The sequence below is a fragment of the Marinomonas rhizomae genome (assembly GCF_003315485.1).
Lineage (GTDB): Bacteria > Pseudomonadota > Gammaproteobacteria > Pseudomonadales > Marinomonadaceae > Marinomonas > Marinomonas rhizomae.
This window is the reverse complement of the sequence record NZ_QNSE01000011.1, coordinates 1-13444: the sequence shown is the minus strand read 5'-3', so window position 1 is coordinate 13444 and position 13444 is coordinate 1. Positions and strand designations below refer to the sequence as shown.

Here is a 13444-nt window from a genome sequence, read left to right as displayed (position 1 = left end):
GTCAATTAGACCCTTCTTGTCTATAAAGATAGCCTACCAAACAGGTAAAGAACCATGACAAAAGAATGGATCCCCAACCTACAAATCGGTCAAGACTATGACAGTAAGTACCGTGATGCAGACATTCACTTTGACCAACTTGGTGCCATGGCCGACTTTTTTGGCCGTGATATGCCTGTGCACATGCACGCCGATTTTTGCCAAATTCATTTTGTCCTAACTGGCGATACGCAATTTAACATTGACCAAAATATTTATAAAACCTCTGGTGCCGCTATTTTTTATACGCCACCAGCGACACCTCATGCTTTTCTTACGGAAGCAAACGCGCCAGGTTATGTCCTAACGCTACATCATTCTATTACCAGCACAATTGCCGACGAGTTAGGTGCTAACGCACAAAATCGTTTCTTAATTCTGCCCATTTGCCTCACTTCTGAAAACACTAGACTAGAGAAAGAAAAGCTATTCAGGACAACATTAGAACTGATCGAGATGATAAAATCTGAGTGGAGCAGCGAATTATCTTATAAAAATGAGGCCATTTTAGGGCTCATCAAATTGTTGCTGCTCAATATTTTTCGCCTGTCTGAATCTGATGAAAAAACCAATAGCAGCAGCCGTCATGAAGTCGAAATTTATAAGCACTTTAATCAGTTAGTAGAAAATCACTATAAAACCGAAAAAACCATTTCCTTCTATTGCCAGCGGTTAGATATCAATGAAAGCCGACTAAATTACGTCTGTAAAAAAATCTCTGGCTCTCCCCCTAAAGCCATCATTAACAGTCGTGTCATTCTGGAAGCGAAACGTCACATCCTACACGCCAATCAAAGTTTGAACGAATTGTCATACAACCTTGGCTATCTGGACCCATCTTATTTTTCGCGTTTCTTCCAAATCAAAACAGGCCTGACACCCAGTGAATATAAAAAACGACATAGCCAAGGGTAATACGATGCAAGATATCATTCGGTCAACTAAAGAGCTCAATCATGAATTTGCCGTTCAATTGTGTCTCGCCGCCATCAACCACGCCAACACCTTCCCTGCCAACATTGCTGTCGTGGTATTAACCCCAGCTGGGATAGAGCTGTCCGCGGTGCGGATGAATCAAGCGCCATTGCACGCCGTAAACATTGCTCGCAAAAAAGCCTACACCGCGGCCAGTTTTCACGTCCCGAGCCAATCATGGCAAGACAAGCTCAAACACAAGCCAGACACCATGAGTGCCCTATTGAGAGAAGACAATTTTACCTATTTAGGTGGCGGCATTCCGGTGGTTATCGAAAACGAGATTGTGGCTGCCATCGGCGTATCCGGCGCCACAGAAGCACAAGATATTGAATGCGCCGAAATGGCCATCACTACGTTGCTAAATTCATTATTCCTATCAAAATAACAAGAGAATTAAACATGTTGCAATCAAGCTACCCTTTTTACCTCGCCAACAAAGCGGTTTTTGCGAATCAAGATTTGGCCGTCACCAATAAATACAGCAACCAAGTCGCCACCCATGTGGCAATGGCAAGCGTAACCGATATCGACAACGCCATTACAGCGGCGGATAAAGCCAAACATGCGATGCAAGCCATGCCCGCTTACAAACGTCAGGCCATCTTGCAACATTGCATTGAACGCTTTAAAGCGCGTTATGAAGAGCTCGCTTACGCGTTGTGTATCGAAGCTGGAAAACCCATTAAAGACGCACGCGGTGAAGTCACTCGCTTAATCGATACTTTTCAAATTGCCGCAGAAGAAGCCACGCGAATCTATGGCGAAGTCATGCCAATGGATATTTCTCCTCGCGCTGAAGACTACCAAGGCATGTGGAAACGTGTGCCGATCGGACCCTGTTCTTTCATCTCACCATTTAACTTCCCTCTTAACTTGGCGGCCCATAAAATCGCCCCAGCCATTGCAGCTGGCTGCCCTTTTATTCTAAAACCGGCCAGCTTAACGCCCGTCAGCGCCTTGATCGTCGCTGAAATCCTCGCAGAAACCGACCTGCCGGAAGGTGCCTTTTCAATTTTGCCTTGCCACCGTGATGGTGCCGATTTATTCACCACCGACGAGCGCCTAAAACTCTTGAGTTTCACGGGCTCTCCTGATGTAGGCTGGGCGTTAAAAGCCAAAGCGGGCAAAAAACCAGTAGTGCTGGAGCTTGGCGGGAATGCAGCGTGTATTGTCGATCATGACACCGACCTTGAGGATGCCGTCCAACGCATTATTTTCGGTGCTTATTATCAATCGGGACAAAGCTGCATCAGCGTGCAGCGTATTATCGTTCACGAGTCCCTTTACGACGAAGCCAAAGCGCGTCTAACGGCGGCAGTCAACAACCTTGTCATGGGCGATCCGTTAGATGAGTCAACGTTTATTGGTCCAATGATTTCTGAAAAAGAAGCTTCTCGCTTACACGGCTGGATAGAAGAAGCCCGTGCTGGCGGTGCAAATGTGCTTGCCGGAGGCCAGCGCGAAGGGGCCATGCTAGAAGCAACACTGCTTGAAAACGTGAAGCCAGATATGTCTATTTCTTCTCAGGAAGCCTTTGGGCCAGTGGCCATCTTATCTAAATTTTCAGATTTTGATGCAGCTCTGGATGAAGTGAACAATTCGGACTTTGGTTTGCAAGCTGGCATCTTTACTAAAGACATTTACAAGGCTTACAAAGCATGGGATGTCTTGGAAGTTGGTGGAGTCGTCATTGGCGATGTGCCGTCTTGGCGAGTCGATCATATGCCCTACGGCGGCGTTAAAGACAGTGGATTAGGCCGTGAAGGCGTGCGTTTTGCAATAGAAGACATGACAGAACTGAAATTGCTCGTACTCAGAACACCAAAATAAGAGCACAAACTTAGAACGAGTTAAGTCACATGAAAAGGCTGACCAGTTTGACTGCTCAGCCTTTTATCTGCTACCAGTTTGCTCAAGGTTACGTTATGACGAAAACACAAACACATTCAAAACTCTTGGTGCCTTTACTCGGCTATTTAGTTGCTTTTGGGCCCTTATCGGTTGATATGTATTTGCCCAGCTTACCTACTATTGCCAACGATCTAGGCAGTTCACAATCAACCATTCAGTACACCATTACTTCTTTCTTGTTCGGCATGGCCATTGGTATGTTGTTTTTTGGCCCTATGTCAGACTTAATCGGGCGTAAAAAGCTGCTCTTAATTGGTACCAGCTCTTACGTGATTAGTAGCATTGGTTGCGCCCTCGTAAACGATGGTGAATCATTGGTGTTGTTGCGTTTTTTACAATCCCTTGGCGCGGCCTCCGCGGGCGTACTCGGACGAGCCTTAGTAAAAGATTTATTTCCGCTCGATAAAGCGGCTGGCATCTTATCCAACATGCACATCATTTCCATGAGTGTCATGTTAATGTCACCTGTTTTAGGCGCGTATATCGTCACATGGTTAAACTGGCGATGGATTTTTTACGTTTTATCTGCACTGTCTTTTTTATCGCTTATTGGCATTTTCTGCATCCTACAAGAGCCCCCACGCGACACGAGCAATAAGACCAATTTTAAAGGCTATTTGAAGATGTACGCGGAATGCCTGTCTAATAAAAAGGTGACATTTTACCTATTGGCTAACGGGTTTTCCTTTGGCGGTATGTTTGCCTTTATTGCTGCATCGGCCTTTGTTTACATCGACTTCTTTGGCTTCTCTGAAACCACCTACGCCATGGTATTTTCCTCCAATGTTGCAATGATCATTGCAGCCACCTTCATCAACAAGAAATTGGTCAGTCAATTTACCGTGTATAAGGCGTTACGAGTGACCTCCACTACATCATTAAGCGCGACCTTACTGATCTTTATCGTGGCGCTTTTCTTTCCAAGCACCGCCTTACTCTTTATTGCCGTCACCATGCTTTACATTAGTGTAACCGGTGCGATTGGTGCGAACAGCTTAGCCTGTTTGTTCGACATTGCGCCAACAAGAGCAGGCACCATGGCAGGCCTGCTCATCGCCACCCAATTTATTGTTGGTGGCTTTTCAAGCTCGGTGACCAATATGGTGTTTGATGGCACCGCCAGCTCATTGCTCGTGATGATGGGAATATGCGGCATCATCAGCTACGGTTTTCATCGTTTATCACAAAAAGGATCGTCTTATTAAACGAATTGCGGCTCACATTGAGTCGCTTAGTCACAACACTAACCCAAGCAAAACTACGATTTATTAGCGCTCAGTTTCGCTTCAGCAAAACCTTCTACTGTCATCACAAAATACGCATTGGACAATAGGATTTAAGCGGATAAGCATAGCCCGAATGATCAAAATAACAGCGTTTCCAACTGCGGCGCCAATCACCACAATGCCGTCAACTCGTTTTGGAAAATCTTGGCGATTTCACTAACTTCGCTTGAGAACATTTTGCTGTGGCGTTAAAAACACTTGTTTGAAATACTCTCGGATCGCATTCATGGCTGGCGTAAAGTGTTTACCACGACGCCAAGCTAAGCCCACACTCATAGGCAAAACCGCATCGTCTAAAGCACGGGTATCAATTCGCTTTCCTTCTAAAGACCAAGGTCGATAGACAAGATCCGATAAAATGGCAACATCATCAAGCTGTAAAGTGACGAGGGCTATTTCTATCTTTGCCTCAGTCAGAATAGAATCCAGATCATTTAACTCTTTCTGCCTACCTAGTATGTCTCATTCATTTAATCGAGCACCATAGTTGTTATGCCGTTCAAACGCAGCTTGAATATTTTCCACGGCGATATCCAACGCAAGATCCGGTGGCATACCATTTAAAATACTACTCATGGCATTTTTGTAACTAGACGAAATTTCTGCATAAGCGGGGGTTTCTGGTCTCAATACTGAAAACTGTTTGGAGAAATCAAATAACATTCGCCACTTACCTTGCTCTGAGTAATTCGCTGTTAGTTCCAATGCATTAATGTTGGTCGGAAAAATACCGATGACCCTAGACATCGCGGCCTGCTCTTCTGCTGTCATTAGAAACGTAATCAGGTCTTTGGCCGCCTCTGGGTGACGACATGATTCAGTCATAGCCCAATGCCATGATCCACCCCCGATCGTAGCGCCATGACCAAAATCAGGAACGGGCAATACCGCCAAATCTTCTTGGAACCTTTCATAGTAAGCACTTAGAGCCCACGATCCACCATACTGAATAGCAATGTCACCATCAATAAAACCATTTTTACTTTGAGGGTTGATCCCCATATACTTATCTTTCACTAAGTCTTGTATCCATAAGCCAAAGTCTATGGCTGCTGGAGAATTTAGAACGCCTTCAACCGTAATATAATCACTGCGATCAATAAGATCAGCTCCCCACGACATCATCCAAGGCGCCCAAGCATAAGGAATCCATTCTGTTACATCTTGAGCTCTCATATCCAATGGGTATTGATATTCTCCAGTTGCCTTAACGGCATCCAACACCGCCATGAATTCTGCTTTATCCCAAGGTTTATCTAGGGTTGGGTAGCGAACACCGATCTTTTCAAGAAGAGATTTCGTGGTAAAAAGAGCCAAAGCAACTTCCAACCCTCCAACAGAGTAAACTAGACCATCATAACTTCCTTTCCCTGTCGCATTAAGCGACGCCAATACATCATCGCTCAACAAACCATCTAACGGATGAAGATAACCACTCCAAGCAAAATTTGGAACGAGTGGCTGATCTATCTCTATAATACAAGGTAATAATTCTGCTTGGGCGGCGGCTCTTATAGACAACGTATAGGAGGCTTCAGGGATGAGATCGGCCACCACATTCCATTTATTTTGACTGTCATTAAACCGCTGGATTGCCGCCAATGACCGACTTATTTCAACATCACTTGCCATGTGGCGCCAAAGCACTATTTCCTGTGGTGCGGCCAACAATATATTGGAGCAAAGACTTAAGCCAACCACCCCCAATACTGACAACTTCATTCTTGTCTCTTTTAACATGATTCTTATTCTTCCCTCAAATAGGTGCTTGAACCAGTCTCAGGCTGAGACAATATTATTTTTTCAGATAGCTTTTCTATGGTTAAAGGACGATCAAAATAGTAACCCTGTACGCGATGACAACCATAACTCAGTAACTTCTTAAACTGCTCCTTGGTTTCAACCCCCTCCGCGACAACCAATAAGCCACATAAACGCCCAATCTCAATAATCATACGAACCAACATATCACTCTGGTAAAACTCTAAAAATTTATTGATAAACGAGCGGTCTATTTTAATTTCGGTTAGCGGCAAGCTATTGATGTAACTGAGAGAAGAATAGCCTGTACCAAAGTCGTCTAACGATAATGCAAAACCCAATTGCCTTAACTTACTCAACAAAGGCTGCACGATATCTAATCGATGAATGAAAATATTTTCGGTCAACTCTAAGGTAATACGTTCCGGATCAATGCCAACCTCATGACAAATATCCAATAAGAGAGGACCGAAGTCCGGTTCAAGAAGTTGCACAGGGGAAATGTTTACAGATAATTTAAGTGCCTCTTTACCATTTGGGGAAAGAGCATAAATATCTTCACATGCTTTTTTAAATACAAATAAACCTAATTCATTAATGATTCCGGTTTCTTCCGCAATAGAAATAAACTCATCAGGATAAATGCAGCCTAACTGAGGATGCTGCCAACGTATTAAAGCTTCGACACTAACCAATTTTTCATCACTGACTCTAATTTGTGGTTGATAATTTACCGACAATTGATGTTTCTCAATCGCACAAATCAGTTCACTCTCAATATTCATTTTCCGCTTAACTTGCTCACTAATACTGTTGTTATAAAAAAGAAATTGTCCTTTTTTATCCGCTTTAGACTTATAAAGTACGGTATCAGCCTGACTAATTAACGTTTCTAAATTTGTGCTGTCCTCCGGGTACATAGACACACCAATAGAACAACTCACATTGAGAGATCTTCCCTCTATAACCACAGGTGCCAGCAAAGCCCCCCTGATCAATTTGGCTTTGTCTTCTGCCTCCGCTTTGCTCGTCAAATTCGAAAAACAAAAAACGAACTCATCACCTCCAAACCTCGAAACGCTACTGTGAACATCCATAATCCCCTTGAACCTTTCGGCCACAGCATCAAGCAATAAATCTCCCGCATGATGTCCATGTAAGTCATTAACATTTTTAAAATTATCCAGATCAACAAACATTATGGCTATTTTCCCACCATTCAACTTTGCTAACTGGATTCTTTCTGCAATGTCTTGCTGCAAAAGGAGACGGTTAGGGAGGCCTGTTAACGAATCATGTAACGCCATATATTCCATTTCATTTTTGGTATTATTGAGCTCCTTGAAGTCAGCCTTTATTTGATTTTGAAAGGCCCCAAAACGCCTTGCAATCAAGTTACCTACATATAAGGAAGACAATGTCAGAAAAAACATTGAAATAATCGTCAGATAGACCAACCGCATTAGGCTTTGATTGTTTAATTCAGTCAGTTGCTCTTCTTTTACTCGTATGTGCTTCTCAAACGTTTGAGCACTGAAGCCGGTGCCAATGATCCAATCCCATTCCTTGATTTCCTTAACATAACTCACTTGCTCTAACGTCACATCACCACTCAAGGTAAGTGGCTTCAAAAAGCGAACATATCCACCACCGTTTTCAACTTGAGCGGAGATATCGTCCACCAATTGGTGATCAAGCTTACTCCCAACAGATACATTTAAACCTAAGAAGTCATTGCGATGATGCGCTAATAGTGTGCCATTTCGATCGATAACAAAAAAATAACCATCTTCACCATACTCATATCCTGAAAACCATGTTAAGAGTGATGTTTTCACATCTTCTTCAAAATCGGTCAGGTACTCACCAGTACCAATAGACCAGTCATAAGGTTCAAATTTTTTAATGTAGCCAATCTTTTCAGCCTCTTGCTCATTGACAGAGCCCGGCTTTTTATAAAGCCATTTCAGCGCCCCCTCACCTTTACTTTCAGTCAGCTTAAGCATTTCACGCGTCATAAAGTGGCCTTTACTACTCTGTAAATTCCAAGTACTCGTTCCTTCTAAACTGGGATAGGCACTGTTCATAATACTGGTGCCATCATTCGCAATAATAAAAAAATAGCCTCGCCCATCAAAAAAGCGAATAGACCTAAGAGCTTCAATAATAAGTTTACTAACCTCAGCTTTCGACTTTCCCATATTTGTAGCATAAATATGATTAGCGATTCCGAATGCTTCATAAACACGTTGTTTTGAAAGATTTTTTAACTCATTTTCTGACTGAGACTGCTCTAGCAGAACTTGCTTATAAACTTGATGAACCTGAGATCGAATAGAATCTTTACGTTGAAAAATCAGTTCTTCTCTTAAATTTTTAATGCTTAACTCGGCCTGATTGCGATTATCCTTAATCGCAATCAGGTTTACAGCCAACGCAAATACAAACACAACTACTACTGGAGCATAGCGAATTAGGTTTAATAATTGCTTATTATCGAGTGATGACATTGCCGCCCGCCTATTATAACGATCACAAAACCCAAACGGGATATTTGAATATAAGTTTAGTATAGTCAGAGAGTTACGATATTTTTAGAAAAAAATTCTTACCTTCTTCTACTTCTACTCGGCCTTCAGCTATCCCACGTAAACGTAATAGCTGCGCTTGAAAGCCTTCTTTATCAACCATAGGATGAAGTTCGTCAGCTTGTCGTGTTTTTAGCGTAGCGGCATTTTCCAGAAGATTATTCGAAAGACCATGGGCAGATAAATGCACGTGTGATGGATTTTCATCCCATTTGACCATCGCTAATATGGCATCGACACTGCCAATGTAATCTTCGCCTTGTTCTTGACGCTTAATCGCATTCATACCTAAGCCGCCAACGGTGAAAGCTTGATAAGACTTGCCTCCGTCTTTTACAGTGTATTCATAAGAGACAGTCCCTGGTGTGTGACCCGGTGTCGGGTTGGCGGTAAGAACATTATCGCCAAGAGTGATCAAGACATACTTCACTTCTTCCGGTTTAACACCGACGACTTCTAATCCATCAATCAATTGAGCCGCAATTCGTCCATAAAGAGTATTCATTAATACAGCACCTACAGACCTTTTGATAATCCAGAAATTCTAGATCTCTTATTTCCTTCTTACTTTTCAAACCAATAGGCCAAATTCTAGAAAAGTACCAGCAATTATCCTAAATCTGCATTCTCTTCTGTTGCCATAACACGAATACTCTCAACATACCGTTTCACGACACAACACCAAACAAAAATAATTAAGGTATCTATTATGCAAAGAGCCAATCCATTACTTATCGAACTACAAACTGTACTGCCAAAAATTGCAGAAAATGCCTCTCAAGCCGAAGAGCTTCGCCAAGCCCCGAAAGAGAACATCGATCTACTGAAGCAGATCGGGCTTCATAAAGCATTCTTACCAAAAGCCTACGGTGGCTACGAAATATCCTTACCTGAATTTGGTGATTGCATTGCGGCGCTAGCAGGAGCCTGCGCCAGTACGGCTTGGGCATTCAGTTTGCTGTGTACTCACAATCATCAAATCGCATTGTTCCCAAAACAAGCTCAAGACGATATTTGGAAAGAAAACCCAGATGCCTTAGCCAGCAGTAGTATTGCGCCTTTTGGTAAATACCAAGAAACCGATGGTGGCGTGATGTTCACCGGCGACATGCGCTGGAGCAGTGGTTGCGACCATGCTCAATGGGCGCTTTGTGGTTTCCTGAGAGAAAATGCTGAAGGTGGTAAAGACCATTGTTTTGCGTTAATTCCAGCGACAGATTACACCATAGACGACGACTGGCAAGCGGCGGCGATGAAAGGCAGTGGCACAAAAACGCTGGTTGTACGTGAGAAATTTGTACCAGAACACAGAATACAAAAAGCCAAAGATATGATGGAAGGAAAATCCGGCGGTTTTGATTTATACCCTGACAGTAAAATCTTTTATGCGCCCTATCGTCCTTACTTCGCTTCCGGGTTTTCTGCCATTAGTTTAGGCATTGCCGAGCGTATGTTGACGGTCTTTAAAGAAGCCACTCAAGGTCGAATTCGTGCCTATACTGGTGCCAAAGTTGGGACAGCAACACCAGCCTTGTTACGCATTGCCGAAGCCTCTCATCAAGTCATGGCGGCGCGTGCTTTTTTAGAAAAAACGTGGGAAGAGCACGCCGAATACGCAGAAGCGCATCGTTACCCTGACCGAGCAACCTTAGCCGAGTGGCGTACTAACCAAGCCTATGTAGTGAAAATGTGTATTGAAGCCGTAGATCGTTTGTTTAGCAGCATGGGCGCGAGTCATTGGTATCTGGATAAAGAAGCGCAACGCTTGTTTCGTGATAGCCATGTTACCGGTGCTCATGCCTACACAGATTACGATGTGTGTGCACAAATCTTTGGACGAGAAATAATGGGCTTAGAGCCTGATCCCTCTTTACTGTAATTTTCCTTTTTAATCTAGAACAAAAATAAGAGAGAAACGTATGAACTTCGACCCAAAAGAATTTAGAAGAGCGCTGGGCAATTTCGCCACTGGCGTGACTGTGGTTACCGCTCAAGACCCCGAAGGCAACAAAGTTGGCGTGACAGCAAACAGCTTTAACTCTGTCTCACTCGATCCACCATTAGTTTTGTGGAGTCTGGTAAAAAGTTCCAGTAGTTATGAAACCTTTGAAAAATCAGCCCATTTTGCAGTAAATATTTTAGCCGCCGATCAGATCGATTTGTCAAATAACTTTGCCAAGCCAAGCGATGATAAATTTGCAGGCATTGAATACACCCTTGGCGTCGGCAATAGTCCGATTTTGAAAGACACCACCGCCAATTTTCAATGTGAGACGCATCAGGTAATAGATGGTGGCGATCACTGGATCATGATTGGTAAGGTGCTGGCATTTGAACATTTAGGAAGCAACCCACTACTCTACGTACAAGGCAGTTATGCTGGTGCCATTCCTTTTACAGGCTTAACCGCAACGAGCCAAAACACCACGCCAACCGACACCCTCCAAAGGTTGAACAACAACGCCTTCTATTTAATGAATAAAGTTTTGCAGAAAATTCAAGAAAACTACCTACCAAAACAAGCGTCGATTGGTTTAAATACCAGCGAAGCTCGTCTACTTTTGGTATTAAGTGATACGCAAGACATAAATATAAACACACTAAAAGACTTAGTTACCATTCCTGAAACAGATGTCGAGTCCGGAGTGGAACGTCTCACTCAAACCGGACTGATTACCGACGCTTTGACGCTGACAGCAAAAGGCCAAGATATGGCGGCTCGTCTGTGGGATATAGCAAACCAACAGCAAGACGATATTTTTGGTGATTTCAGCGAAAAAGAATACGATAACTTTAAACAACTAATGCAAAGTGTATTAAAGCAGTTAAATTAGCCACCGGTTGGCGTAGTCGAAAATCGTTAAACTGACGTTAAAAAGCAAAAACCTCATGGTCGAGGTTTTTGCTTTTCGTGCTTTAAGAATGACAAATAAAACCATTAACCTATGAGTTAAATATGCCCAGTTTTCCCCTTAGCTATTTGATCTTTATCGCGATGAGCAGCCCGATTGCCATCAACATTCTGCTGCCAGCGTTGCCAAATATCGCCAAACAGCTCAATGTCGATATTAGCTTGGTGCAACTGAGTTATTCCCTTTACTTGTGTGCCCTCGCTTTTGGTCAATTATTAGTAGGTGGCATTGTTAACCATTTTGGTTATCGAAAGACCATGCTACTTGGTCTTGCAAGTTTTACTTTAGGTAGCGCCATCAGCGGCGGCTTCGGCAATATCGAGGGGTTACTTATCGGCCGAGTTTTGCAAGGGTTGGGGGGAGCCATCGCCATGTCACTGGCGCGCGCACTCTTGGTTGACGGCTCAGGAAAGACAAAAGCATCGCAAAAAATGGGCTACATTATCATGGCAATTGCGATCTCTCAGAGCATCGCTCCGTTGATGGGGGGGCTGATTAACTCACTGCTGGGTTGGCAACTCATCTTTTCCATCTCTGTCCTGCAAGGCAGCCTATTACTGATGTTGACCTTAAAGCTTATCCCACACCACTCTCAACAAACACAACGCCCATCTTTTAGAGAAAATATCACTCAGTACAAAACACTACTGCAAGACCGTGACTTTAGAACGTACGCCGTCGCTAATACGCTTGTCGCCATCTGCTTTTATGTCTTTGTCAGCTCATCCCCCTATATTACTAATACTTTTAAAGGTGGCATTCACGCTTACGGATATTGGTTTATTTCCATTTCTATTTCTTTCATGGCTGGAGGCTACCTGAGTACGTTAATCAATCAACATTTAACGCTCGATAAGACCATCGCCATCGGTAACAGCATCAGTTTACTTGGCGCATTCCTATTATTATTGACTCAACTTTTTTTAGACACCGATTACGCTGGGCTTTTCCTACCTATGTGTTTGGTGACTTTTGGTCGCGGCATCAGTCAACCAACTAACCAAACTGCCGCTATTAGCAGTATTAATAAACAATCTAGTATGGCTGCAGGCTTAATGGGGTTTTTACAACTCTTATCTGGCGCTTTATTTGCTCAGTTTATTCCGCTAATCGTCACCAGCCTGCCAACATTGGTGTTTTGGCTCATCTTTACCTGTATGAGCTTTGCCATATGGCTACATTTAAGGCACTGGTCACAGAACTCGAAGCAAAGTAAAAACACATAAAGCTATCATTACTATGCAAACTGGCAAGCATTTTGCTATATTAATTAGTTAACAAATTAAGTACTTTGCTTTTACACATACATCCGACACTACGTTGCTATCGAAAATATATGAAAAAATTAGAAGACTCTTTAACGCTACAACTATTAAGATCTCGCGAATCGGCGATGCAGTTCTTTCGCCCAATCCTTCAAGAAACAGGTTTCACCGAGCAACAGTGGCGAGTGATTCGAGTCTTAAATGACAATAAGCAGATGGACGCAAAACAGCTCGCTGAACGCTGCTGCATCCTTAGTCCGAGCCTAACTCGGATCATCAGCCGTTTTGAATCTGAAGGATTGATTATTCGTAATCGTTCCGAACATGATCAGCGTATTACCTTGCTGTCACTGAGCGATAAAGCTAGCGAAATTTTTAAGGAAGTTAGTCCTAAAATAGATCAAGCTTATGCCACCTTGATTGGCAAATTAGGCGAAGAAAAAATGCAGCAGTTAAGCCGGTTGCTGACTGAAGTCACAAAACTGACTCCTTAGATAAATTAGAAAACATCAAATACTACCAACAAGAAAGCTTTATTATTGCTCGAATATAAAATGGAAAATAATTTACTTGAAAGTGGTTTTAGAGCCCTTTTCTTAATTAAAAAGTGAACCAACGACCTTCGACTGTATGTACCTAAGCAATAGAAAGTTGAGCCCGACGAGCTACCAGACTGCTCCATCCCGCGACAAGTTAAACTATCT

The 13444-nt window shown here is 43.0% G+C and carries 11 protein-coding genes; 8 read left to right on the top strand and 3 right to left on the bottom strand.

From position 1 onward, the window contains the following. The first annotated feature begins 54 nt into the window (after positions 1–54). From hpaA to DFP80_RS14655, 4 genes are all read left to right on the top strand, one after another. Complete coding sequence (gene hpaA, locus DFP80_RS14670; protein WP_113917564.1) at positions 55–954, top strand: 4-hydroxyphenylacetate catabolism regulatory protein HpaA; 900 nt, start codon at positions 55–57, stop codon at positions 952–954. Then, positions 923–1402 (top strand): GlcG/HbpS family heme-binding protein, encoded by a 480-nt coding sequence (locus tag DFP80_RS14665; RefSeq protein WP_147243853.1) that lies wholly within the window; start codon positions 923–925, stop codon positions 1400–1402. The genes hpaA and DFP80_RS14665 overlap by 32 nt, the downstream gene beginning before the upstream one ends. Before the next feature lie 14 nt (positions 1403–1416). Then, complete coding sequence (locus DFP80_RS14660) at positions 1417–2847, top strand: aldehyde dehydrogenase family protein (RefSeq protein WP_113917562.1); 1431 nt, start codon at positions 1417–1419, stop codon at positions 2845–2847. 95 nt (positions 2848–2942) lie between these two features. Continuing rightward, on the top strand, positions 2943–4133 hold the full coding sequence (locus DFP80_RS14655; protein WP_158601371.1) for a multidrug effflux MFS transporter: 1191 nt from the start codon (positions 2943–2945) through the stop codon (positions 4131–4133). 543 nt (positions 4134–4676) lie between these two features. Here the strand turns inward: DFP80_RS14655 and DFP80_RS14645 are convergent. The 3 genes from DFP80_RS14645 to DFP80_RS14635 all read right to left on the bottom strand — a co-directional run bounded on the left by DFP80_RS14645 (position 4677) and on the right by DFP80_RS14635 (position 9068). Next, entirely contained in the window at positions 4677–5936 is a 1260-nt protein-coding gene (locus DFP80_RS14645) for an extracellular solute-binding protein (RefSeq protein ID WP_113917560.1), read from the bottom strand. Positions 5937–5959: 23 nt separating this feature from the next. Next, positions 5960–8485 (bottom strand): bifunctional diguanylate cyclase/phosphodiesterase, encoded by a 2526-nt coding sequence (locus DFP80_RS14640; RefSeq protein ID WP_113917559.1) that lies wholly within the window; start codon positions 8483–8485, stop codon positions 5960–5962. A 73-nt stretch (positions 8486–8558) separates the two neighbouring features. After that, entirely contained in the window at positions 8559–9068 is a 510-nt protein-coding gene (locus DFP80_RS14635; RefSeq protein ID WP_113917558.1) for an MBL fold metallo-hydrolase, read from the bottom strand. Between the two features lie 204 nt (positions 9069–9272). Between DFP80_RS14635 and DFP80_RS14630 the strand changes: the two genes are divergently transcribed. The 4 genes from DFP80_RS14630 to hpaR all read left to right on the top strand — a co-directional run bounded on the left by DFP80_RS14630 (position 9273) and on the right by hpaR (position 13234). Further along, complete coding sequence (locus DFP80_RS14630; RefSeq protein ID WP_113917557.1) at positions 9273–10442, top strand: p-hydroxyphenylacetate 3-hydroxylase oxygenase component; 1170 nt, start codon at positions 9273–9275, stop codon at positions 10440–10442. A 40-nt stretch (positions 10443–10482) separates the two neighbouring features. Further along, positions 10483–11397, top strand: coding sequence for a p-hydroxyphenylacetate 3-hydroxylase reductase component (locus tag DFP80_RS14625; protein ID WP_113917556.1), 915 nt, complete (start codon positions 10483–10485; stop codon positions 11395–11397). A gap of 122 nt (positions 11398–11519) precedes the next feature. Next, a complete protein-coding gene (locus tag DFP80_RS14620; protein WP_113917555.1) occupies positions 11520–12701 on the top strand; it encodes an MFS transporter in 1182 nt (393 codons plus the stop codon). Positions 12702–12811: 110 nt separating this feature from the next. Continuing rightward, positions 12812–13234, top strand: coding sequence for a homoprotocatechuate degradation operon regulator HpaR (gene hpaR / locus DFP80_RS14615; protein WP_113917554.1), 423 nt, complete (start codon positions 12812–12814; stop codon positions 13232–13234). Positions 13235–13444 lie beyond the last annotated feature (210 nt).